The sequence below is a fragment of the Sulfurimonas sp. genome (genome assembly GCF_047622445.1).
In the GTDB taxonomy this organism is placed as follows: domain Bacteria; phylum Campylobacterota; class Campylobacteria; order Campylobacterales; family Sulfurimonadaceae; genus Sulfurimonas.
This window is the reverse complement of record NZ_JBLHOE010000005.1, coordinates 1-21,216: the sequence shown is the minus strand read 5'-3', so window position 1 is coordinate 21,216 and position 21,216 is coordinate 1. Positions and strand designations below refer to the sequence as shown.

General features: G+C 33.1%; 28 protein-coding genes. 19 read left to right on the top strand and 9 right to left on the bottom strand.

Going from position 1 to position 21,216, the window contains the following annotated elements:
• Positions 1–21 precede the first annotated feature (21 nt).
• Positions 22–2,001 (bottom strand): methyl-accepting chemotaxis protein, encoded by a 1,980-nt coding sequence (locus ACI9TV_RS02065; protein ID WP_415249098.1) that lies wholly within the window; start codon positions 1,999–2,001, stop codon positions 22–24.
• 165 nt (positions 2,002–2,166) lie between these two features.
• Between ACI9TV_RS02065 and ACI9TV_RS02060 the strand changes: the two genes are divergently transcribed.
• Genes ACI9TV_RS02060 through ACI9TV_RS02050 form a run of 3 tightly spaced genes read left to right on the top strand, consistent with a single transcriptional unit; the run spans position 2,167 to position 4,416 of the window.
• A complete protein-coding gene (locus ACI9TV_RS02060) occupies positions 2,167–2,511 on the top strand; it encodes a hypothetical protein (RefSeq protein WP_415249097.1) in 345 nt (114 codons plus the stop codon).
• A 23-nt stretch (positions 2,512–2,534) separates the two neighbouring features.
• Complete coding sequence (locus tag ACI9TV_RS02055) at positions 2,535–3,749, top strand: ATP-binding protein (RefSeq protein WP_415249096.1); 1,215 nt, start codon at positions 2,535–2,537, stop codon at positions 3,747–3,749.
• Positions 3,739–4,416, top strand: a complete 678-nt coding sequence (locus ACI9TV_RS02050) for a response regulator transcription factor (protein ID WP_415249095.1) — start codon at positions 3,739–3,741, stop codon at positions 4,414–4,416. The genes ACI9TV_RS02055 and ACI9TV_RS02050 overlap by 11 nt, the downstream gene beginning before the upstream one ends.
• 13 nt (positions 4,417–4,429) lie before the next feature.
• Here ACI9TV_RS02050 and ACI9TV_RS02045 read toward each other — a convergent pair whose 3' ends face one another.
• From ACI9TV_RS02045 to ACI9TV_RS02035, 3 genes are read right to left on the bottom strand one after another with little or no spacing between them, the layout of a single operon-like run.
• Positions 4,430–5,104: an anaerobic ribonucleoside-triphosphate reductase activating protein gene (locus ACI9TV_RS02045; protein ID WP_415249094.1), complete on the bottom strand. Its 675-nt coding sequence runs from the start codon at positions 5,102–5,104 to the stop codon at positions 4,430–4,432.
• Positions 5,094–5,246 carry an anaerobic ribonucleoside-triphosphate reductase gene (gene nrdD, locus ACI9TV_RS02040; protein WP_415249093.1) on the bottom strand — a complete coding sequence of 51 codons (153 nt, stop codon included), beginning with the start codon at positions 5,244–5,246 and terminating at the stop codon, positions 5,094–5,096. Before nrdD ends, ACI9TV_RS02045 begins: the two co-directional genes overlap by 11 nt.
• On the bottom strand, positions 5,243–7,345 hold the full coding sequence (locus tag ACI9TV_RS02035) for a ribonucleoside triphosphate reductase (RefSeq protein ID WP_415249092.1): 2,103 nt from the start codon (positions 7,343–7,345) through the stop codon (positions 5,243–5,245). Before ACI9TV_RS02035 ends, nrdD begins: the two co-directional genes overlap by 4 nt.
• Positions 7,346–7,715: 370 nt before the next feature.
• On the opposite strand from ACI9TV_RS02035, the gene rpmJ reads away from it, so the two are divergent.
• The 14 genes from rpmJ (at position 7,716) to ACI9TV_RS01965 (ending at position 16,310) form a co-directional block, all read left to right on the top strand.
• The gene (gene rpmJ / locus ACI9TV_RS02030) at positions 7,716–7,829 is read left to right on the top strand and encodes a 50S ribosomal protein L36 (protein WP_011371958.1); all 114 of its coding nucleotides are present in this window, start codon (positions 7,716–7,718) and stop codon (positions 7,827–7,829) included.
• A 2-nt stretch (positions 7,830–7,831) separates the two neighbouring features.
• On the top strand, positions 7,832–8,194 hold the full coding sequence (gene rpsM, locus ACI9TV_RS02025; RefSeq protein ID WP_275848990.1) for a 30S ribosomal protein S13: 363 nt from the start codon (positions 7,832–7,834) through the stop codon (positions 8,192–8,194).
• 10 nt (positions 8,195–8,204) lie between these two features.
• On the top strand, positions 8,205–8,597 hold the full coding sequence (gene rpsK, locus ACI9TV_RS02020; protein ID WP_415249091.1) for a 30S ribosomal protein S11: 393 nt from the start codon (positions 8,205–8,207) through the stop codon (positions 8,595–8,597).
• Positions 8,598–8,608: 11 nt separating this feature from the next.
• The gene (gene rpsD / locus ACI9TV_RS02015) at positions 8,609–9,235 is read left to right on the top strand and encodes a 30S ribosomal protein S4 (protein ID WP_415249090.1); all 627 of its coding nucleotides are present in this window, start codon (positions 8,609–8,611) and stop codon (positions 9,233–9,235) included.
• 20 nt (positions 9,236–9,255) lie between these two features.
• Positions 9,256–10,254, top strand: coding sequence for a DNA-directed RNA polymerase subunit alpha (locus tag ACI9TV_RS02010; RefSeq protein ID WP_415249089.1), 999 nt, complete (start codon positions 9,256–9,258; stop codon positions 10,252–10,254).
• A gap of 14 nt (positions 10,255–10,268) precedes the next feature.
• A complete protein-coding gene (gene rplQ, locus ACI9TV_RS02005; RefSeq protein ID WP_415249088.1) occupies positions 10,269–10,619 on the top strand; it encodes a 50S ribosomal protein L17 in 351 nt (116 codons plus the stop codon).
• A gap of 85 nt (positions 10,620–10,704) precedes the next feature.
• Entirely contained in the window at positions 10,705–11,922 is a 1,218-nt protein-coding gene (locus ACI9TV_RS02000) for an aldo/keto reductase (RefSeq protein WP_415249087.1), read from the top strand.
• Positions 11,923–12,015: 93 nt separating this feature from the next.
• Positions 12,016–12,291 carry a NifU family protein gene (locus tag ACI9TV_RS01995; RefSeq protein ID WP_415249086.1) on the top strand — a complete coding sequence of 92 codons (276 nt, stop codon included), beginning with the start codon at positions 12,016–12,018 and terminating at the stop codon, positions 12,289–12,291.
• A 14-nt stretch (positions 12,292–12,305) separates the two neighbouring features.
• Positions 12,306–12,887: a hypothetical protein gene (locus tag ACI9TV_RS01990; protein ID WP_415249085.1), complete on the top strand. Its 582-nt coding sequence runs from the start codon at positions 12,306–12,308 to the stop codon at positions 12,885–12,887.
• 2 nt (positions 12,888–12,889) lie between these two features.
• On the top strand, positions 12,890–14,182 hold the full coding sequence (locus ACI9TV_RS01985) for a UDP-N-acetylmuramoyl-L-alanyl-D-glutamate--2,6-diaminopimelate ligase (RefSeq protein ID WP_415249084.1): 1,293 nt from the start codon (positions 12,890–12,892) through the stop codon (positions 14,180–14,182).
• A gap of 72 nt (positions 14,183–14,254) precedes the next feature.
• Positions 14,255–14,629, top strand: a complete 375-nt coding sequence (locus tag ACI9TV_RS01980) for a (2Fe-2S) ferredoxin domain-containing protein (protein ID WP_415249083.1) — start codon at positions 14,255–14,257, stop codon at positions 14,627–14,629.
• A 19-nt stretch (positions 14,630–14,648) separates the two neighbouring features.
• The gene (panD, locus tag ACI9TV_RS01975) at positions 14,649–15,014 is read left to right on the top strand and encodes an aspartate 1-decarboxylase (RefSeq protein WP_415249082.1); all 366 of its coding nucleotides are present in this window, start codon (positions 14,649–14,651) and stop codon (positions 15,012–15,014) included.
• Between the two features lie 3 nt (positions 15,015–15,017).
• Positions 15,018–15,326 (top strand): YbaB/EbfC family nucleoid-associated protein, encoded by a 309-nt coding sequence (locus ACI9TV_RS01970; protein ID WP_415249081.1) that lies wholly within the window; start codon positions 15,018–15,020, stop codon positions 15,324–15,326.
• The gene (locus ACI9TV_RS01965) at positions 15,327–16,310 is read left to right on the top strand and encodes a PDZ domain-containing protein (RefSeq protein WP_415249080.1); all 984 of its coding nucleotides are present in this window, start codon (positions 15,327–15,329) and stop codon (positions 16,308–16,310) included.
• Here the strand turns inward: ACI9TV_RS01965 and ACI9TV_RS01960 are convergent.
• From ACI9TV_RS01960 to ACI9TV_RS01945, 4 genes are all read right to left on the bottom strand, one after another.
• A complete protein-coding gene (locus ACI9TV_RS01960; protein ID WP_415249079.1) occupies positions 16,307–16,849 on the bottom strand; it encodes a hypothetical protein in 543 nt (180 codons plus the stop codon). The genes ACI9TV_RS01965 and ACI9TV_RS01960 overlap by 4 nt on opposite strands.
• Positions 16,849–18,060 carry a gephyrin-like molybdotransferase Glp gene (gene glp / locus ACI9TV_RS01955; RefSeq protein WP_415249078.1) on the bottom strand — a complete coding sequence of 404 codons (1,212 nt, stop codon included), beginning with the start codon at positions 18,058–18,060 and terminating at the stop codon, positions 16,849–16,851. The genes ACI9TV_RS01960 and glp overlap by 1 nt, the downstream gene beginning before the upstream one ends.
• A 162-nt stretch (positions 18,061–18,222) precedes the next feature.
• Positions 18,223–18,660, bottom strand: coding sequence for a molybdopterin synthase catalytic subunit (locus ACI9TV_RS01950; protein ID WP_415249077.1), 438 nt, complete (start codon positions 18,658–18,660; stop codon positions 18,223–18,225).
• 3 nt (positions 18,661–18,663) lie between these two features.
• Positions 18,664–18,885, bottom strand: coding sequence for a MoaD/ThiS family protein (locus ACI9TV_RS01945; protein WP_415249076.1), 222 nt, complete (start codon positions 18,883–18,885; stop codon positions 18,664–18,666).
• Positions 18,886–18,973: 88 nt separating this feature from the next.
• Here ACI9TV_RS01945 and ACI9TV_RS01940 point away from each other — a divergent pair, with 88 nt between their 5' ends.
• Both ACI9TV_RS01940 and ACI9TV_RS01935 read left to right on the top strand, forming a co-directional pair.
• Positions 18,974–19,615, top strand: coding sequence for an MqnA/MqnD/SBP family protein (locus tag ACI9TV_RS01940; protein ID WP_415249075.1), 642 nt, complete (start codon positions 18,974–18,976; stop codon positions 19,613–19,615).
• A gap of 18 nt (positions 19,616–19,633) precedes the next feature.
• Positions 19,634–20,254 (top strand): hypothetical protein, encoded by a 621-nt coding sequence (locus ACI9TV_RS01935; protein WP_415249074.1) that lies wholly within the window; start codon positions 19,634–19,636, stop codon positions 20,252–20,254.
• A 24-nt stretch (positions 20,255–20,278) separates the two neighbouring features.
• Here ACI9TV_RS01935 and ACI9TV_RS01930 read toward each other — a convergent pair.
• On the bottom strand, positions 20,279–21,216 hold a 938-nt coding region (locus ACI9TV_RS01930), incomplete at its 5' end, for a malic enzyme-like NAD(P)-binding protein (protein ID WP_415249073.1).

Below are 21,216 nucleotides of genomic sequence, written 5' to 3'. Positions count from 1 at the left end.
TTTAGCAAAATTATGAACAATCTATTCTACTTTGAATAAACCAAGTTGTTTATTTAGCTCATTTGCACTTTCTTGCACTTTTGTAACTTTTATTTCGATATCTTCTAGTGATGTTTTATTATTAGCAGATAAATCTTCTACATCATTGATATTTTGAATGATCGCTCTGGCATCTATTGCTAAGTTTTCTGCGGTAGTTTCAGAATCTTTGGCAATTTTTGAAGCATCTTGTATATACGCAGAGCTATCTGTAATTTTGTCTTTTACATTGTTTGTGTAGCGTACTAGATCTGCAACAGATTTCGCATTTGAATCCATTTCTACACTTGAATCAATTATAGATTGAACTATAACATTAATCGTTGCATTTATATCACCTAAACTATATTGTGTTTTCTCTGCTAGTTTTCTAACTTCATCCGCTACAACAGCAAACCCTCTTCCATGTTCGCCAGCCCTTGCCGCTTCAATAGCAGCATTTAAAGCAAGGAGGTTCGTTTGATTAGCAATTTCAACTATTACATTAAGTACTGATTTTATGTTTGCAGCATCTTTACTTAAATTAGAGAGGGATAGAGCAATCATATTTTCTTTTTCTGATGCTTTTTCAACTAGCTGAACTAGTTTAATAATATCCTCGTTTGCAAAAGATAAATTATCAACAGCAAGATTTACTTTAGTTGTAGTTTCTATACTCCCTTCAATTGATTCACTTAGGCTATTTTGTACTTTCTGACCTAGTTGTGTTGTTTCGTGTAAAAACTTTCTTTCTTGTGTCATACGCTTGTTTATTTGAGAAAGTGTAGTTGTTACCTCTTCTGCATTTGTAAATGTTTTTTGTCCAGAAACCATGACGTTCAAGACCATGTCTTGAACTTTTTCAATGAAGAGGTTAAATGAGTGTGATGTTTTTCCAATTTCATCATTTGACTTCTCAATAAGTCTTTTTGTTAAATCACCTTTACCAGTCGATATATCTTTTGAAATTTCTGCTAGCTCATAGAGTGGAGAGATAAATAAGACACGAATAATTATGATTAAAATAATAAGGATGATAATACAAGCAGCAAGAAATATACTGATTAAATAGATTAACGCTTTAGTAGATTCTTCAGCTGTTGCGTTAACTTCTTGGATAGGTTTTGCTAAGAGAAACATACCTATGGTATTACCATTGTTATTTTTAATATCTTGAAATGTATAAAAGTACTTGTCATCAACAAGATAGCCTTCTTCTTTTAGTACTTTTAAATCAATATTAGATACTGAATCTACAAAGTTTTGATCAGGTTTTTCATTTCCATGATCTACGTAATAAGAACCAACCATTATTGGGTCTTTTACAATGCTTGCGACCTCAAGCATTTTTTTATCAACAAGGACTAATATATCTCTGGTGTCTTTAGGATTGTTTTTTTTGTAAATGAGAGAATTAAAACGAAGTATGAAATCAACACTACCTACATATTCTTTTTCCTCGTCTTCGATATATATTAGTGGTGCTGTCGCAACCATCATAATACCACCTCTCGTTATTTCTGTTCCAATAAACGCAGTGTTTTTTTCTTGAACAAACTGTATACTTTCTCTCATCCCTACATTCGCACCATAAGCTTGTTTATCCCATGACTTTACATAAGAGGAACTCATTAAGTCGACTATTTGTATGAGAGGGTTGTGAAAAGAATTACTTTTAGATAAAGATTCTCTCAGTTTAAAAATCTCTTCAAAAATCACTTCTCGTTCTTCGTTGTACATACTATCAATTACAACACTATTATTAGCTATAGATGTAACTATCATATTTAGTGATTCTAGTTTTGTATTAAGATCTTTTTGGATTTCATTTTTAAGTGATGATTCTTCTTTTTTATATATGGAGTTCTCTATAGAAGTAATTTGAAAGTACATAATAAAAGATAAGAAAACAAAAACCAATATTAATAAGGGAAGAAGTGCGATTAATAGTTTACTGAGTAATGTTAGATTTTTTGTAGACATAAAAAATATCCTTAATGAAATATAATAGTTAATTATATCTTCAATATGTAAAATATAAATAAAATGTAAGTGGAAAAACTAAACTAAATCATGACAAATTGACATACTTTAGTTGATTTTCTTCTTTTTTATGTAAACTTATTTAGTAAATAAATAGGAAAAAAAATGATTTTAGGAAAGTGCCCATATTGTGATGATGGTAATATTGAAGTGCGAGATAAAGAAGTGAGTGGAAAAAAAGTAAAGCTCTACGCTTGTACAAATGCAAATTGGAAAACAGAAGATGGTGAAATGTTTGAATTAACAGAGAACTCAATTTGTGATTTTAAGATTTGGCAGAATTCGCTTGCGAAATATGGGAAATGGCTTTCATATAAAGAAGTAAGAACTTTACTTGATGAAGATTCTATAGAAGTTGAACTATTAAGTAAAAAATATGGAAAAAAACTTTATTACAATAAGTATATATCTTTAAATCAAGAGTATGGGGTTAGTGTAATTTGGGACTAAATACTTTTTAGATAAAATAGATTATGTTGATACAATATAAAGAAGCGATAGAAAAAAGCAATATAATCTCTAAAACAGATATTAAAGGGATAATTACTTTCGCAAATGATGAGTTTTGTAAAATTTCTGGTTACTCCCAAAATGAACTCATAGGTGAAAATCATAATATTGTAAGACATCCAGATGTTCCCTCTTCAAAGTTTAAGTCTCTTTGGGAGACGATTAATTCAAATCAGATATATAAATCCACAGTTAAAAACTTAGCTAAAGATGGGTCTACTTTTTATCTTAATACTACGATTATCCCCATACTTGATGAAGCTAAGAACATAGTTGAGTTTATGGCTATTAGATACGATGTTACAAAAGAGGTTTTTTACAAACTCTCTCTTGAAAAAAAAGAATTAGAGCTTCAAGAATTAAATAGTAATCTTGAAAAAAGAGTAAAAGAAAAAACAAAAGAACTGCAAGAACTCAATGAAACATTAGAACTTAGAATTAAAGATGAAATACTTAAAAATGAAGAGAAGCAAAAGATGATGTTTTGGCAATCAAGGCTAGCAAGTCTTGGTGAAATGTTAGCTAATATTGCTCACCAATGGAGACAGCCCCTTACAGAATTGAATCTCACTTTATTTACACTTAAGAAATCTGCATTAAATCAGGATGAAGATGAGGTGAAAAAGCTCTATAGTGAAAGTAGGCATATTATTAAGAATATGTCACAGACGATAGATGATTTTACAAACTTTTTTAAACCAGGGAAGATGAAGCATCACTTCAAAGTAGACAATAGTATAAAAGAGGCACTTACTCTCTTAGACAAAATGATAAGAACAGAAATTATAAATGTTAAGACTCACTTAAAAGAGTTTGAAGTACTTGGAATTGAGAATGAGCTGACACAGGTAATTATTAATTTAATAAAAAATTCTAAGGATGCTTTTGTACTTAATAGTATTCTCATACGAGAAATAAGTATTACAATTAAAAAAGATAATAATTTTGTTCTCATTGAGATAGAAGATAATGCAGGTGGGATATCTAAAGAAAATATAGAGAAAATTTTTGAACCATATTTCACCACTAAATATAAAAGTAATGGAACAGGACTTGGACTTTTTATGTCAAAAATGATTTGTGAAAAAGGCTTGAATGGTTACTTAGATGTAAAGAGTAAACAAAACTCCACCACATTTAGTATTAAAGTCCCATTAGAGATTCACAATGAAAAGTAGAGTTTTAAAATACTTAAAAGTTCTTCTTGTAGAGGATGAAGAAAAACTTGCCTCACTTTTACAAAATGCTATTGGAGACAGCTTTCATAGTTTTTCTTTAGCAAAAGATGGAGAAGAGGGCTTAGAGAAATTTTTAAAAATTTCTCCTGATATCATCATTACAGATATCATGATGCCGAATCTAACTGGTCTGGAAATGGCTAGAGAGATAAGAAAAATTGACTCTGATATACCTATTATTGTACTGAGTGCCTTTAGTGAGAGTGATAAGTTTTTAGACGCAATTGATATTGGAGTTGTAAAGTACTTCATAAAACCATTTGATCCTGAAGAGCTTTTAGATTACATACAAAGTGTTGGTGAAAAATTAGATAGTAAGTCTATAGAACTTTGTGATAGTTTTACATTTAATCAGACCACAAATAATTTATACAAAAATACTAGATATGTTTCATTGACAAAAAATGAAAAGATGTTTTTAAAATTACTTTTAGAAAATGCTAAAGATACTATTGTAGGTGAAGATACGATTAAAATTAGTGTATGGCAAAATGAAGAGGTAAGCTCGGAGAGACTGAGAAGCTTTATAAAAAGACTCAGAAGTAAAACTTCAAAAGATTTAATTATAAATATAAAAGGACAAGGTTATAAAATTTCTAGACTATAGATTATTTGGAATTTTACCTCCACACTACTTTTAATACTTTTGAGAGTTTAGATTCATCAAAAAGGTTTCTGCTATTTTGAAGGTCTCCGATATTATTATCAGTATTTAAAAATCTTTGAATATAGTATATTTGAGCGTAACCTCTCTTGGATAAATCATTTATTATTGTATTTAAGTCCTCAATATTAAGAAGGTCGTTGTGCAGTGTGGTTCTCACTTCAAAGGTGATGTTTTTGTGTATAAGTAAATCTAGCGTTTTTGAAAATGCATCATACTTATTTGAATGAGTAATTTGAGTAAACTTATCTTTGGGAGCTTTATAATCGAGTGCTATATAGTTGAGTAAATTTAAATCAAGTAATTCTTTTATGGAGTTGTAATTTGTCCCATTTGTATCTAGTTTTATTGCAAAGCCAAGTTTTTTTACTTCTTTACAAAATGCAATTAGGTTGTGAGTTGTAGCTTCACCACCGGAGAGTACAACACCATCGAGTAATGAAACCCTAGTTTTTAAAAAGTCAAGTACATTATTAAAAGAGTAGACTCCATTTTCAGCGTAAACAATATCAGCGTTGTAGCAGTAATCGCAACGCATATTGCATCCAGAAAACCAAACTATACATGCAAGATGATCAGTATAATCAAGATGAGTGAATCTCGTTATGTCATAAATGACTTTAGTGTTCAATAAATTGTTTTCTTTGTTTATGTTCACCGGTTTTACCTATATTAAAACTCTCAACAGGTCTATGGTAACCCATTACTCTTGTATAGACTATGCATTTTTGTCTTTTAGTTTCTAGTATTTTTAATATCTCATTGTTACTCATGATACTTTTTCCTCCTTATATTGATGTATTAACTCTTCATCACACTTTGGACAAAATTCATGTTCTCCAGAGATATACCCATGTTTGGGACATACAGAGAAAAGCGGTGTGACTGTGATATATGGTAGTCTGAAATTAGAAATTACGTTTTTTACTAACTTCCGGCAAGCCTCCGTGGAACTAACTTTTTCTTGCATATAGAGGTGAAGTACAGTACCCCCAGTATATTTTGTTTGTAAATCATCTTGAAGTGTTAGTGCCTCAAAAGGGTCACTTGTTAAATCAACTGGAATCTGTGAAGAATTTGTGTAGTAGATATTTTCATCCATCCCAGCTTGAATGATTTCATCGCCGTATCTTTTCTTATCTTCTTTGGCAAATCTATATGTTGTTCCCTCAGCAGGTGTAGCTTCAAGATTGTATAGATTTCCACTCTCCTCTTGAAAGGCAATCATTTTATTTCTCATATGATTTAAAATTTCAGTTGCAAACTTTATGCCTGAGTTTGAACTTATGTCATCTGCTCCATCTGTAAAGTTTAAGATCATCTCATTCATTCCATTTACACCAATGGTAGAAAAATGATTTTTAAACCCAGGTAAATATCTTTTTGTATAAGGAAATAATCCTCTATCGTACAAGTCTTGAATTAAGACTCTTTTTTTCTCTAAAGTTGCATAGGCGTGATTCATAAGTTGGTCAATCCTAAGAAATAAAGTCTCAGTGCTTCCTTTATGTAAAAACCCAAGTCTCGCCATATTTAGGGTCACAACACCTATACTCCCAGTCATTTCAGCACTGCCAAAAAGGCCACCACCTCGTTTAAGTAATTCTCTTAAATCAAGTTGTAGCCTACAGCACATACTTCTTACATCTCCAGGTTTATACGCGTCTTCATTTGGAATTAGTTTACCATTAGAATCTTTTTTATATTGGCTTCCTATAAAATTTTGAAAATACGAAGAGCCAATTTTGGCAGTATTTTGAAAAAGTAAATCTGTATTATCTCCATACCAGTCGAAATCTTGGCTAATGTTTACAGTAGGTATGGGAAAAGTAAACGGCTGTCCGGTTTTGTCCCCTTCGGTCATTACTTCATAATAAGCTTTATTTATCATGTTCATCTCTTCTTGAAAATGTTTATAAGTCATACTCTCGAGGGACAGAGCACCTCTCTTAATTGCTTTGGTAGATAGATGAGTATCTTTAATATCTTTGAAAAGATGATTTTGTTTACAAGTTGGTATTTGATCTTTGAGGTCATTTGGTATGTTCCAATCTATTGTAATGTTAGTAAAAGGTGACTGTCCCCATCGAGCTGGCACGTTAAGGTTATATATAAAACTTCTAATATTCTTTTTTACCTCCTTAAAAGTAAGATTGTCTTTAAAGACATATGGAGCTAAGTATGTATCAAAAGATGAAAAAGCTTGAGCCCCAGCCCATTCACTTTGAAGTATTCCTAAAAAGTTTGCCATTTGCCCAAGAGCTTCACGGAAGTGTCTAGGAGAATCACTCTCAACTCTACCTCTCACTCCGTTAAATCCTTCATCAAGAAGGACTCTTAAGCTCCAGCCTGCACAATAACCGGTTAGACAATCTAAGTCATGAATATGGTAATCACCATTTCTGTGGGCATGGCCTTCCTCCTTAGTGTAAACTTTGTCAAGCCAGTAGTTTGCTATTACTTTTCCAGCTGTGTTGTTAACAAGACCTGCATTTGAATAGCCGGTATTTGAATTTGCTTTGATTCTCCAATCACTTCCACTTATATACTCTTCTATAGTTTGAGTAGAGTTTATATAGGTAGTATCTTCTTCTAGTATATTGTCTCTTTGCATCTTATGCATATGACGGTAAAGAATAAAAGAACGCATGACCTCGAAGTATCTTGCTATATAAAGCTCTTGTTCTATAGAATCTTGAATATCTTCTACAGCAACTACTCTTTTAGTTTTTAGAATCTCTAATACATTGAAATATATAGAACTATTGTACGTTATATGTTCACTCTTAAAAGCTTTTTTTATTGCATCTTTAATTTTAAAAGCTTGAAATTCTTTATAAGAGCCATCTCTTTTTAAAATATTCTCAACCATGGAGTAACCTTCAACTGTTTTTCATAGTTTATATAAAGATAGGTTAAGCACTAATAATAAAAGTGGTCACTTTAATGTCACTAATAGGAAAGATATTTATGAGAAAAGTAAATAAAAGGAGGCAATAGGTATCCATTTAATAAATCTTTTACATTAATTTGGATACAATCCACGTCCGCTTTGCTGTTTTAACAAACAAATAGAGTATTTCTATCTATATATACAAATATATGAATAAAAGTATTGGCAAGCTAGATTCTCACCAATAGGTGAAGCTTTAGTGTTTGAACCAGAACCGAATGATTTCGGGTCAGGTGAGCAATGATAGCCAGCCTAAGAGCAGTGAAGACAACGAAATAAGGACTTACAGATGAAAGTAAGAGCTTCAGTAAAGAAGATGTGTGACGACTGTAAAGTTGTTAAGAGAAAAGGCATTGTAAGAGTAATCTGCAAAGTTAAAAAACATAAACAGAGACAAGGATAACCATGGCTCGTATATCTGGTGTTGATTTACCTAAAAAGAAAAGATTAGAGTACGGTTTAACGTACATCTATGGTATCGGTTTACATGCGTCTCGCTTAATATTAGCAGCGACTGGTATAGACCCTAACAAAAGAGTTTTCGAATTAAACGAAGCTGATGTAGCTGCAATTACTGCTGAAATCCGTGCCAACCATATGGTTGAAGGTGATTTACGTAAGAAAGTAGCTATGGATATTAAGGCACTTATGGATTTAGGTTCATACAGAGGTCTTCGTCACCGTCGTGGTCTTCCATGTCGTGGTCAAAAAACAAAGACAAATGCGCGTACTCGTAAGGGTAAACGTAAAACTGTCGGCGCAGCGTAAGGGATAATAGATGGCAAAAAGAAAAGCTGTTAGAAAAAAAGTAGTAAAAAAGAATATTGCACGTGGTATCTGCCACATTGCTGCATCATTTAACAATACACTTGTAACTATTACAGATGAGATGGGTAACATGATTGCTTGGAGTTCTGCTGGTTCTTTAGGATTTAAAGGTTCTAAAAAATCAACTCCATTTGCAGCTCAAGCTGCTCTTGAAGATGCGGTTGCTAAAGCTCAAGTTCATGGTATTAAAGAACTTGGTATTAAAGTTCAAGGTCCTGGTTCAGGTCGTGAAACTGCAGTTAAGGCTGTTGGCGCTATTGAAGGTATTCGTGTTACATTTATGAAAGATGTTACACCATTACCACACAACGGTTGTCGCGCGCCTAAACGTCGTAGAGTTTAAGGAGATTACTGATGGCAAGATATAGAGGTCCAGTAGAGAAGATCGAAAGAAGATTCGGTGTAAGTCTTAACCTTAAAGGTGAGCGTCGTTTAGCGGGTAAGTCTGCTTTAGAGAAAAGACCTTATGGTCCTGGTCAACATGGTCAGCGTCGTAAGAAAGTTTCTGAGTATGGTTTACAACTTAATGAAAAGCAAAAAGCGAAATTCATGTATGGTGTTTCTGAAAAGCAATTCCGTGCATTATTCGTTGAAGCAAAAAGAAGAGAGGGTAATACAGGTACAAACCTTATTACTTTAATTGAAAGTAGACTTGATAACATTGTTTATCGTATGGGTTTTGCTTCAACTCGTCGTTTTGCTCGTCAACTTGTTACTCATGGTCATCTTTTAGTAGATGGTAAAAAACTTGATATCCCTTCTTACCGTGTTAAACCTGGTCAGAAAATAGAAGTTCGTGAAGCAAGTAAGAAAAACAATCAAATTGTTCGTGCTATTGAGTTAACTAACCAAACAGGTATCGCTCCATGGGTTGATATTGATGCTGATAAAGTATTTGGTATCTATACTCGTTTACCAGAACGTGATGAAGTTGTTATTCCTGTTGAAGAACGTTTAATCGTTGAGCTTTACTCTAAATAATAGCTACTAAAAGGACTTAGATGAAAAAGATTAAAACTACTCCACTTGCTCCACAAGAGTTTGAGGTAGAACAAATTAGTGAGAATGAAGCTAATATTATGGCATACCCGTTTGAAATGGGTTATGGTATCTCTTTAGCTCATCCTCTTCGTCGTTTTTTACTAAGTAGCTCGGTTGGATATGCTCCAATCGCTATTAAAATAGAGGGTGCCAAGCATGAGTTTGACTCTGTACGTGGTATGCTTGAGGATATTTCAGACTTCATTTTAAATCTTAAAGAGATTCGTTTTAAGCTTAATAATGATGTAACTGAAGCAGAGATAAACTACAGCTTTACCGGTCCTTGTACTATCAAAGGTAGTGATTTAAATAATGATGAAGTTGAGGTAGTAACACCTGATGCTCCATTAACTATATTAAATGAAGACTCTGTACTTAATTTTGTAATTAAAATAGCGCAAGGTATTGGGTATGTTCCTAGTGAAGATACTCATGATGAACTTGAAGAAGGATTTATTGCACTTGATGCATATTTTACTCCTGTTCGTGCAGCTACATACAAAATTGAGAAAGTTCTTGTAGAAGATAATCCTAACTTTGAGAGAGTTATTCTAAATATTAAAACTGATGGTCAAATTTCACCAGTTGATGCGTTTAGAAACTCTCTAGAAGTTATGTATGCTCAGTTAGCAGTATTTAATTCAGAGATTAGTATCAAAGCTCCAGTAACAATTGAGAGAGTTGAAGAATCTCCTGATTTAAAGAAACTAACTACAAATATAGATAGCTTAGGTTTAAGTGCAAGAAGTTTTAACTGCCTTGATCGCTCAAACATTAAACTAATAGGTGAAATAACATTAATGAGTACTAACGACTTGAAAAATGTTAAAAACCTTGGTAAAAAATCATATGATGAAATCGTTGAAAAAGTGCAAGAGTATGGTTTTGCAGTTGGCGCGGATTTAGCAGATGATTTAGTAACAGCATTAAAAAAGAAAATAGAAGCCGTGCAGGCTTAATAAGAGGATATTAGATGAGACATCGTCATGGATACCGTAAACTAGGTCGTACAAGTGCACACCGTGCTGCTTTACTTAAGAACCTTAGTATTTCGTTAATTGAACATGGTAAAATAGAAACTACTGTAATTAAAGCAAAAGAATTACGTTCATATGTAGAAAAACTTATTACAGTTGCTACTAAGAATGATTCTAACGCTCACAGAACAGTATTCGCTGCGCTTCAAAGTAAAGAAGCAACAAAAACTTTAGTAAATGAGATAGCTCCTAAGTATGTTGACCGTAATGGTGGATATACTAGAATTACTCGTACTAGAATCCGTCGTGGTGATGCTACGACTATGGCATTTATCGAATTAGTATAATTACTACTTGATATGCTTATTGGGCTTTGCCCAATACCCCCTTTAAACCTTCCGCATTCTAAAATACTTTAAGAGAGAATATAAAATGAGTAATTTCGCATTTGGAACATATAGAATTAGTGATCATAATCCTCAACACATAGCAGCATTAAAAGAAGCAATCAACGCGGGTGTCACTATGATAGACACATCGTCTAATTACATGGATGGTGGAGCAGAACGTGCTATTGCTTTAGCTTTTAGAGAATTTGATGAAGATATTTTAGAAGGCATAGAAATCGTATCTAAATTTGGATATATACAAAATGAAAATATGCAAAGACATCAAGAGACACCTTTTGATGAAGTTGTTGAATATTCACCAGAATGTTTTCATTGTATCTCTCAAACTTTTATAGAAGATCAACTTACCCAAACACTTAAGAGACTTGAGAGAACTTCTCTTGATTGTTACCTTGTACATAACCCAGAATATTATCTTTTGGATGCTATTAACAGGGGTGTTACAAAAGATGATAGGCTTGATGAAATGTATAAAAGATTATTTGATGCATTTATGACACTCGAAGTTGAAATAAAAAATGGACGTATAAAATCTTATGGAGTAAGTTCAAATAGTTTTTCAAAGCTTAGAAGTGATGAAGAGTTTCTTCCCTTTGAAGACCTCATTACCTTAGCTGAAGATGCCGCGGATGAGATAGGTAATGACAAACATGGATTTACTACAATTCAGCTTCCGATTAACATATTAGAAACTAATGGACTAAAATGTGCTACATGGTCTCATGAGAACGGCTTAAGAGTTTTAGTCAACAGACCATTAAATGCGCAATACGAAGGTCTAATGTACCGTCTTGCAGATTATGATGAAAGTACAGAGTATTATAATCATTTCAATGAACTTATGGAAGTGTGTGATAATGATATGTTGCGACCTTTATTTAACCTTCTTGAAGAATTAGATGATAATAAACACAAGTTTGGCTGGATTGGTGATTATGATGCTTTTCTTTATTCGAATATAATACCTCATATTAAAACATCACTTGAAGTTGTAGATGAGGAAAATCGTGAAACTATGTATAACTTTATAGATATGTTTTTAACTGAGTACAGAAAAATGGTAGCCTATGAATGTTCTCGAGCTACTCGAACAAAACTAAAAGAGCCTTTATCTGAGTGTACTGGCAGGATGCAAGAATGTGCCATAAACTTTTTATTACAAAGAGAAAGTATTGATTTTATTTTAGTTGGGATGAGAAAGCCTTCTTATGTGAATGAAACAATGTCACTGTTAGACTAAAAGTAGAAACTTAGTTTAATTCTTTATGACTTGTTAAGCGATATTGTCATATTTTATACTTACAAAAATAAATAACTATATAAAGGATAGTATATGATTCCCTTTAGTGATGAAGAGTTAATGGATCCAGTAAAAGTTGTTATAGATAAGGTTCGTCCCTCTCTAGCTCTTGATGGTGGAGATATTGATTTTATAACGGTAAAAAATTCAAGTGTATATGTACAACTCAAAGGCGCATGTATTGGCTGTGGAAGTAGTGGAAATACACTAAAGTATGGAGTTGAGAGACAACTCAGAATGGATATCCATCCAGAACTATGTGTAGTAAATGTACCAATTGGTATGGAAAACGATATAGACAAACTATAAGAAAAGAGTAAAATATGGCTACTATCAGTAAGTTCAAGACTTTAACACAAGCAAAAGATAGCTTTTCTCAAGCAGATTATAAAAATGCTTTAGAAAAGTTTGCCTTTGTTTTAGAAAACTATCCTAATTCTAAAGAGGCTTATAATGGTGTGATACTCTCTGAAATGGCTATGAGTGGGGAAGGTGGAGCTGAAGCTTTATTTGACTACTATGAGATTCTTAAAGAAGAAGATCAAGAAGCTGCAGATACTATTATGGGTGATATTTTACAAAATATGGATGGAACCTTAGAAAAACTTGGTCAAATATTTGCAGAGCCTATTCGTGATAGAATTGAACTTGAAGATGGAATTCTATATCAAGATTTTAAAAATATTATAAAAGATGGAGAAGGCTTTAAAGAAACCTTTGAAAATATTATGTTTTCAACGAAGGTTATTATCACAGAAAAAGCTGACTTTATTGATTTTTTAGATAATTTGATTGAACATGATTATACTGATATGGCTTTGACATACTTAGAAAATGCTTTAGGTGTGTATCCTTCGGACACATCTTTGAGAAAACTACTAAAAAAACTTGCAAAGGCCAAGTAACATTGAAAATTGAATTACCAAATTTAGAATATAAATATGTAAGTGAAAACTCACAAGAATGTGATCCTCAAACAGCCTTTGTTTTGACAACTCAAAATGAAAAGTATCTTCAAAATGCAAAAGATAATAATGCTCATTCAATCATTAAAGTTGAAGATATAGCAGAACACTTTGGCGTAGATAAAATTAAGATTATTGGTATTACTGGAACAAATGGTAAAACTACTACAGCAAGTGCCCTTTACTCATTTTTACTTGATCTAGGCTACAAGGTTGCTATGCAAGGCACTCGTGGTTTATTTATGAATGACGAGATAGCGGAAGGTAAAACGCTAACTACTCCTTCTGTACTTAATACATACAAACATATTTATCAAGCCGTAATGCAAGGCTGTGAATACTTCATTATGGAAGTGAGTTCTCATGCCATTGTGCAAAAGAGAATTGAAGGTTTGAATTTTCAGTTAAAAATTCTTACAAATATTACGCAAGATCATTTAGATTATCATAAAACACTCGGTGAGTATATTTCGGTAAAGAATAGCTTTTTTCAAGATGAAGGAATGAAGTTAATTAATCGTGATGAGGAAAAAGCTGCTTTCAATATAAAGAATGCATATAGTTACTCGATTGAAAATCCTTCTACGTATAGACTTATGGCATATTCACTTAATGATGCTTCGAGCGGTATAATTCAGCATTTTAAAGAGATAGTTCCTTTTACTGCCTCCCTTCATGGATTTTTTAATCTTTACAATCTTATGGCCGCAATTGCAGCGGCAAATCTTTTAACAGGTAAAAAACTCGAAGAGATAGCGGAAGTTGTAGATAATTTTGCAGGTGTAAGTGGAAGAATGGAGCAAGTTTGTGAAGCACCTAATGTTATTGTTGATTTTGCGCATACTCCAGATGGCATGCAACAAGTTTTGAATGCACTCAAAGAAAAAGAACTTTTAGTTGTTTTTGGTGCTGGTGGAAATAGAGACAAGTCTAAACGTCCATTGATGGGTAGAGTTGCTGCTTCACTTGCTAAAAAGACCTACATAACTAGTGATAACCCACGTCATGAAGATCCTTCACTTATTATTGCAGATATTCTTGAAGGCATTGATGATAGAACAAATGTTACAGTGGAACTTAATAGAAGAAAAGCAATTGAGATGGCTCTTGATGATCAAGAAGGTGAAGAAGTAGTTGTAATCCTTGGTAAAGGCGATGAAGTACATCAAATTATTTATGATGAAAAATTCCCATTTGATGATAGAGAAGTAGTAAGAGAACTCTTAAATATCTAAGTTAAGTTACAAAAATTCTTTTTAAAATCTTTTTTTTGATATAATTCCATTAAAAAATTTAAGGAAATTTAAATGGGAATCCCTCAACCGGCATTTTATATCTTCAAATGCGAGCAATCAGCTCCACCAGGTATGCCAAAACCATCATGTGTTACACCAGATTCAGAAGGCCTATTTCAATATGCTGCAAAGAAACTAATGATGGAAGGTGTTATGATGACAGCTCCAATTATTCGTACTTCATGTATGAATAGATGTGCGCAAGGTCCAATTATGTTAATCGAACCTGGTCATACTATGTATGTAGGTCTTACAGAAGAAAGAATTGATAGAATCATCACAGAACATATTATTGGTGGGAAAGTTGTAGAAGAGTATGTAATTGCTGAAGAATTCTGGGATGCTCCAATGAGTCCAGCTGATGCACGTAAAATGATGGGTAAATAATAAATAGGTAGGAAGAGTTATGTTAATTGATATGCTTTATAGCAAAATTCATCGTGCTACGGTAACGGATGCCAACCTTAATTATGTTGGTTCTATTACTATAGATGAGGAGCTTCTAGAAGCTGCTAAGATGAGAGTTGGGCAAAAAGTTGAAATATTAAATATTAATAATGGTGAACGTTTTAGTACATACATTATTTTAGGCGAACGTGGTAAACGTGACATTTGTTTAAATGGTGCTGCCGCGCGTAAAGTACATAAAGGTGATAAAGTAATTATAGTTGCTTACGCAACGTATGATGAAAAAGATCTCGAAACGTATCAACCAAAAGTTGTTATCTTAGATGACAATAATGACATAGAAACTATAGCGGATAGTATATAGTATATGTTTGGGAATATGGGCGATATGAGTAAAATGCTTGAAGGTATGCAAGAAAATGCTGCCAAACTTCAAGGAGAACTTGAATCAAAAACCTTCAATGTGAAAACTGGAGGTGGGCTGATTGAGCTTAGTGTGAACGGGAAGGGTGAAGTGATTGATTTAAATATTGATGACTCTCTTTTATCAGATAAATCATCCTTAGAAATTTTACTTATTGGTGCTATTAGTGATGCTAATAAGATGGTACAACAAAACCAACAGCAGAGTGCTATGGGTATGCTCGGTGGTATGAACCCATTTGGGGCAAAATAAATGCTAAGAGTTGTTTTAACTCTTAGTTTTCTCTTTTTAAATCTCTATGCCTGTGAAGGTGGTTTTGACTCATGTATAAACAAAGTTAAAGACTCAAACTCTCTGCAAAACCAAACAATACAACTTCCCATTACAAAATATACAAGACTTGTGTTCTCTACAATAAAACCAAAGGGAAAAATTCTTAAACACGATCCATTCTTAGCACTTTATATTGTTAAAGACTCAAAAAGATTTAAACATCCATTTAGAATAAACATGAGAGAGCCATCTGGGGTTGCCGCAATAAATAAGTCATCTTCCATTGAGGGAAGAATCTTTAAAAGACAAATTGGTTTGAATCAATTTGCATATTTTAAGTATGAGGTAAAAGCACCCGCTATTTTAACGAACAGTTGTTGTTCTTTAGAAGGTATTCTAACACCTCGTGGAGTGATTGAAAAAGTATACATTAATAGGTTTATAAATAAAAAAGATATTAGATACTCTGATATCGGTATACGTGTTAAAGATACTAACAAAGGTATCAAAGTAACTTCCTACGATCCTTTTATGAAAAAAAATCCATTTAAAATAGGTGACTACGTTTTGTCTATGGATGGAAAAAAAGTAAAGTATAGCTCTACACTTATGAGACGTATTTTATTTGCAAAAGTTGGATCTACACATAATGTAAAAATAAAACGAAATGGAAAAACTTTAAATATAAAAGTAAGAACCCAACAAAGACTAAGCGGTGGCTATAAAGTTGAAACGTACTTAGAAAAGTATGGACTTACTTTTGATAAAAACTTATATATTATTGCTATAGACACAAAGAAAAAAGACTATGGTTTAAAAGTTGGAGATCAACTTCTTAAGGTCAATGATAAACATGTTAAAAATCAAAAAGATGTTATGAAATATATATCAGACTTTAAATTTCACCCGACACTTCTTTTTGAGAGAAATGCAAACTTTCAGTTTTTTATAAATATGAATTAGGCAGCGTTTAGCGCTAATCCTGCCATCTTCTGTATAAACACTTCAGTCTCTTTTGTAGAGCTTAGTGATTTTTCTAATTCATTTAAAAAATACTTTTTTGTTCTCTCATCAGCGATGTTGAAAGTGTAAAGTACCCACTCCGTGCTTAAAGGGATGTTTTCAGTATCTTTAGAAACAAAAAATGGGCGGTAGATGTTGATATCTGTCGCTGAGAGAAGAGAAAGTGTATCTAGGTAAAACTTGCTTACATTGTAAGATATAATCTCTTCTAGCTCTTTTAATGGGATTGTAGTGGCCTTTTCACCTTCATCGGACTTACCTGTTATCAAAGCATTCCCTATAACTAATTGTTCACCAATGAAAAAAGCTGTTTTTAACTCAGAGAGTGCATTAGCATCTGTGTGAATTGTATGTTTAGTAAGGGTCTCGATCTCATCAATCAAAATAGAGTTAAAAAAACTATAGACTGTGTCGGGTTTTATTTCAATGTCTAATTCTTGAATGTCTTTATTGCTAATGTTTATAGAAATGGCTTTCATTAGAAATTCTCCAATAAAATTACATTTACAAAGGTTCCTTCTTCAAGGTTCTTGTCCTCTTCACCACTTATCATTAATGCGCTACGTTCAAGCATATTTGTTAAAATTGCTGAACTTCCTACTTTTTTCCCATCAAAGTTTACAAAGTACTGACCATCTTCTATTGTTACGTTACAAGCGGTGAATTCAGTGAAGCGACTTCTTTTGTGAAAGTCTTCAGAGAGTTTTGCTTCTACAGTTTTAAAAGAATTTTCTTTGCCTAGCATCTTTGCAATGAGAGGAAGTACATAAAGCATAGATACAACAGTTGATGAGTACGCAAAACCAGGAAGTGCTAGAACAAACTTATCTTCACGTTGTGCTACCATGATATGACGACCTGGTTTAATCGCTACACCTTTAAAAATCACTTCTGCACCGAGGCGCGGAACGATGTCTTTAACAAAGTCATAATCTCCAACACTCACGCCACCCGTACTTACTAAAATATCAGCAGAACATAAAGCATTTTCAAAAGTTTTCATGATGGAGTCTTTGTCGTCCCCAACAGTTCCAAGTTGAATCACTTGGGCACCTGCTTGCTCAAAGAGTGCCGCTAAAGTGTAGTTGTTAGAACTACGTATTTGTGATGGATTATCACTCTCAACTCCAAGGTCAAGGATTTCACTTCCAGTTGATATAACAGCAACACGAGGACGTACAGCTACGTTTGCCATAACAATGTTCAAACCAGCCATAACGCCAATCTCAGCAAAGCCAATTTTCGTCCCTTTTTTGATTAAAACATCGCCAGATTTATATCCTTCACCAATAGGACGAACTGCATTAGCTAAGGGAACTTTTTCTTCGATAGTAATTTTTCCATCAATAGCATCTACATTTTCAATTTGGATGAGAGTATCTGCACCTTGAGGCATTTTAGAACCAGTAAAAGTTTTAATACATGTGCCCTCAGTAACAACTCTTGTTTCATCATGACCAGCAGGATTATCTCCTAGTACCCTAATGCTATCAGAATCTAAGTCAGAATGAATAACAGCATACCCATCCATAGAAGCCGTTGGAAATCTAGGGTCATTGTATTTTGCAATAACATCTTTACTTAAGGTTCTTCCCAGAGCTAAGCTTAAAGGTACGTTCTCATTTTTTGAAGCATTAACTTCAAGTAGTTCGAGCATATTTAGACTTGTTTCGTAAGATATTAAATTCATGTATTAAATTCCTTGATTTTATTCCATAAAATGAAGGAAACCTTCATCGATAGTCCCATTAAGGAACAAAGTCCCTTAATTCCGCTAAGACCGCTGTGGTCACTTCTGTGTTAAAGCACGATACTGTAAATCACTAAAAGATTTTCAGTGAAAGCTATTGGCTTAAGCCAATAGTCCACTTCCTTTGATTGCAGTAGAGCGATCAAGAGCGTAAATTCTTTTTCCATTTTTGAGATCGTATTTCCAAATTGGTGCTGAGGCTTTAAAGTCTTCAACAAATTCGTCTATAAACTCTAGTGCAACACGTCTTTTTGGTGAAAAGACGCAAGCAATATATGAAGACTGGTGAAGTAAGACATCTCCGCGAGAATGTGCCATTTTTATAATTGCATTTTTAGCTTTTGCTTTTTCTTGCCAAGCTTTAAACCATTTTTCTAAAATGGGTTCATAAATGTCAAAACTTAGACCATCAATGTTATCTTCATCACGAATGGTACCTATAAAGGGGATAAAGGCACCGTAGTTACTCGTAGACTCTTCTTTGTACCAGGTTTCTAGAATGTGTGGTACATTTAAACCACCATCATAAATTCTTAGCACGTTCTATCCACCACAAACAGGAGGAAGCATTGAAACTTTGTCTCCATCTTTGAGTGGGTAATCAAGTGAAGAAACAAGTGTGTCATTTACAGCTACAGCTGAGTTGTTAAGCCACTCTAACATCTCAGGAGTTTCTTGTAAAATAGTAGCTAATTCACTGAGGTTTGTTATCTCTAACTCGAGGGCATCTTTTTGTATAGGTCCTAAGAATTCGACTCTAATCATAATCTAGACTCCTTATATAATTAAAGTGATTATATCAAAGATAAGTTAAGTAGTGTATAATTCCACTTATTAAACTTTAAGGGCATGCATGGTTTTTGGCAAAATTGAATATCTTAACCTTTTACCATTTCATGTCTTTATGAAAAGATTTACTTCTAGCTCACAGCAAAAGATGAGTATGCAGTATTATCGTGGTGTACCAGCGCAGGTAAATAAAAAATTTACTTCAAGACGAGTAGATGCAGCATTTATCTCAAGTGTTAGTGCGAAAAAGTACCGACATGTTGGACTAGGGATTATTGCAAAAGCAGAAGTTCAGAGTGTTATTGTTGTTCCAAGTGCAAATAATGAAGCTGACTGTGAATCAGCAAGCTCTAATGTTTTGGCCAACATCTTACATATTAAAGGTAAGGTTCTCATTGGAGACAAGGCTTTAAAATATGCACTCTCTTCTTGCGAGTATATAGATTTAGCTGAAGAATGGCATCGTAAATATAATTTACCATTTGTTTTTGCATTGTTATGTTTTCATAAAGATGTAAAATTATATAGATCTATTGAAAAACAATTTTTAAAGCAAAAAATAAAAATTCCACAGTATATATTGGAAAAAGCATCACAAAGAACAAAGATAGATAAAAAAGAGATAAACAATTATTTAAACTATATTTCATATCGACTTGATTCAAAAGCAAAATTAGGTTTAAAAAAGTTTTACTCACTTACTTAGTATAAAAAGGATTACATATTGAAAGAAAACGAAATAGAAATTGTAGAAATCATTGAAGAAGATAAAGAAGGGCATGGAGATATGCTTCCTCAAAAAAATATTACAGTAAGTCAGCTACTGCAAAAGAATAACGAACTTCTTGAGTATCACAACAATATTTTACTAGAAAATAAAAAAACTACAAATATAAATAGCATGGCAAATATATTTTTCAAACTTGTATTAGTTGCAGCTGCGGCAATATTTAGTTTCTTTTTATATAAAATATATGAAGAAATAGTAATAAGTAATCAAAAAGAGATGCAAATTGTTAATAATCTACCTGCACAAGAAGCACCGATTGTTAATGTGAGTGTTCCTGAAACAAACGTGGCGATAACAAATCATGCTGTATTGGATAAGGTTTCTTTTTTCAAGGGTGGTTACTATGGTTTTGTATATAAAAATACATCTCAAAATATAATTTATTGTAGAACAAAAGAGAGTGAGGCTGTTCATGATGCAATTTTATCTCCGAACTCAATTGTTGAATTAGTTTCTCCAATCGAGTCCTGTAGAGATGCAGTACTTGTTGAGATTAGAGATCCAAGTAAGCCGATAGATCATAAAATGCCACATCAGGATCTCTTTAAAATCTAGCTTAGATTATTGAGACTTGCAGGACTAAATAAGCTCTGCAAGTTCTTTTCTATAGTTTTCTAAATCAAAATCTTTGAGTTGTGAAGAACCACTATCGATTGCGGCTTTTGCAACAGCAGAAGATATTTCAACTATAAGTCTTTTATCGAATGGTTTTGGAATGATGTAATCCTTACCAAATTTTAATTCTTTTTTATAAATTTTGTTGAGGTACTCAGGTACTTCTTTTGTAGTTAGCTCAGCTAAAGCATGCGCTGCTGCCAGTTTCATCTCTATATTGATTTTCCTAGCTCTTACATCCATTGCCCCTCTAAAGATAAATGGAAATCCAAGAACATTGTTTACTTGATTGTCAAAATCACTTCTTCCTGTTGCAACAATAGCGTCAGGTCTTACTTTAAGTACATCATTTGGAAAAACTTCTGGAGTAGGGTTAGCAAGAGAAAAAACGATAGGATTCTCAGACATTCTCTGTATATCTTCTATACAAAAGCTACCTGGCTTTGAAAGCCCGAGAACAACATCAGCATCTTCAAATACTTCCGAATGTGTTTTATAATCTTGATTTGCAAACTCACGTTTAAACTCATTCAAGTCACTTCTCCCTGCGTGAATAACACCCTTGGAATCAATCATATGTATACTTTTAACACCTAAGTGGCGGTATAGTCTTGCACAAGAAATTGCAGCTCCCCCAGCTCCAACTACTACAACGTTTAAATTTTCAATAGATTTTCCAGCTATTTTACATGCATTAATCATTGCTGCACTTGAGATAACAGCAGTACCATGCTGATCATCATGCATAACAGGGATATCTAACTCTTCAATTAAACGACGTTCAATTTCAAAACATTCGGGTGCTTTTATATCTTCAAGGTTAATTCCACCAAATGTCGGTGAAATAGCTCGTACTGTATTACAAAAACTATCAGTATCTTCTGTATCAATTTCTATATCAA

Coding starts and splice junctions, on each gene's coding strand:
- ACI9TV_RS02050 (WP_415249095.1), top strand. CDS start 3,739: ATGAAAAGTAGAGTTTTAAAATACTTAAAAGTTCTTCTTGTAGAGGAT.
- ACI9TV_RS02065 (WP_415249098.1), bottom strand. CDS start 2,001: ATGTCTACAAAAAATCTAACATTACTCAGTAAACTATTAATCGCACTT.
- ACI9TV_RS01940 (WP_415249075.1), top strand. CDS start 18,974: ATGGTTTTTGGCAAAATTGAATATCTTAACCTTTTACCATTTCATGTC.
- ACI9TV_RS01965 (WP_415249080.1), top strand. CDS start 15,327: ATGCTAAGAGTTGTTTTAACTCTTAGTTTTCTCTTTTTAAATCTCTAT.
- rpmJ (WP_011371958.1), top strand. CDS start 7,716: ATGAAAGTAAGAGCTTCAGTAAAGAAGATGTGTGACGACTGTAAAGTT.
- ACI9TV_RS01960 (WP_415249079.1), bottom strand. CDS start 16,849: ATGAAAGCCATTTCTATAAACATTAGCAATAAAGACATTCAAGAATTA.
- ACI9TV_RS02000 (WP_415249087.1), top strand. CDS start 10,705: ATGAGTAATTTCGCATTTGGAACATATAGAATTAGTGATCATAATCCT.
- rpsM (WP_275848990.1), top strand. CDS start 7,832: ATGGCTCGTATATCTGGTGTTGATTTACCTAAAAAGAAAAGATTAGAG.
- rpsK (WP_415249091.1), top strand. CDS start 8,205: ATGGCAAAAAGAAAAGCTGTTAGAAAAAAAGTAGTAAAAAAGAATATT.
- ACI9TV_RS01970 (WP_415249081.1), top strand. CDS start 15,018: ATGTTTGGGAATATGGGCGATATGAGTAAAATGCTTGAAGGTATGCAA.
- glp (WP_415249078.1), bottom strand. CDS start 18,060: ATGAATTTAATATCTTACGAAACAAGTCTAAATATGCTCGAACTACTT.
- rpsD (WP_415249090.1), top strand. CDS start 8,609: ATGGCAAGATATAGAGGTCCAGTAGAGAAGATCGAAAGAAGATTCGGT.
- ACI9TV_RS02010 (WP_415249089.1), top strand. CDS start 9,256: ATGAAAAAGATTAAAACTACTCCACTTGCTCCACAAGAGTTTGAGGTA.
- ACI9TV_RS02035 (WP_415249092.1), bottom strand. CDS start 7,345: ATGGTTGAGAATATTTTAAAAAGAGATGGCTCTTATAAAGAATTTCAA.
- panD (WP_415249082.1), top strand. CDS start 14,649: ATGTTAATTGATATGCTTTATAGCAAAATTCATCGTGCTACGGTAACG.
- ACI9TV_RS02055 (WP_415249096.1), top strand. CDS start 2,535: ATGTTGATACAATATAAAGAAGCGATAGAAAAAAGCAATATAATCTCT.
- ACI9TV_RS02060 (WP_415249097.1), top strand. CDS start 2,167: ATGATTTTAGGAAAGTGCCCATATTGTGATGATGGTAATATTGAAGTG.
- ACI9TV_RS01980 (WP_415249083.1), top strand. CDS start 14,255: ATGGGAATCCCTCAACCGGCATTTTATATCTTCAAATGCGAGCAATCA.
- ACI9TV_RS01945 (WP_415249076.1), bottom strand. CDS start 18,885: ATGATTAGAGTCGAATTCTTAGGACCTATACAAAAAGATGCCCTCGAG.
- ACI9TV_RS01995 (WP_415249086.1), top strand. CDS start 12,016: ATGATTCCCTTTAGTGATGAAGAGTTAATGGATCCAGTAAAAGTTGTT.
- ACI9TV_RS01990 (WP_415249085.1), top strand. CDS start 12,306: ATGGCTACTATCAGTAAGTTCAAGACTTTAACACAAGCAAAAGATAGC.
- nrdD (WP_415249093.1), bottom strand. CDS start 5,246: ATGAGTAACAATGAGATATTAAAAATACTAGAAACTAAAAGACAAAAA.
- rplQ (WP_415249088.1), top strand. CDS start 10,269: ATGAGACATCGTCATGGATACCGTAAACTAGGTCGTACAAGTGCACAC.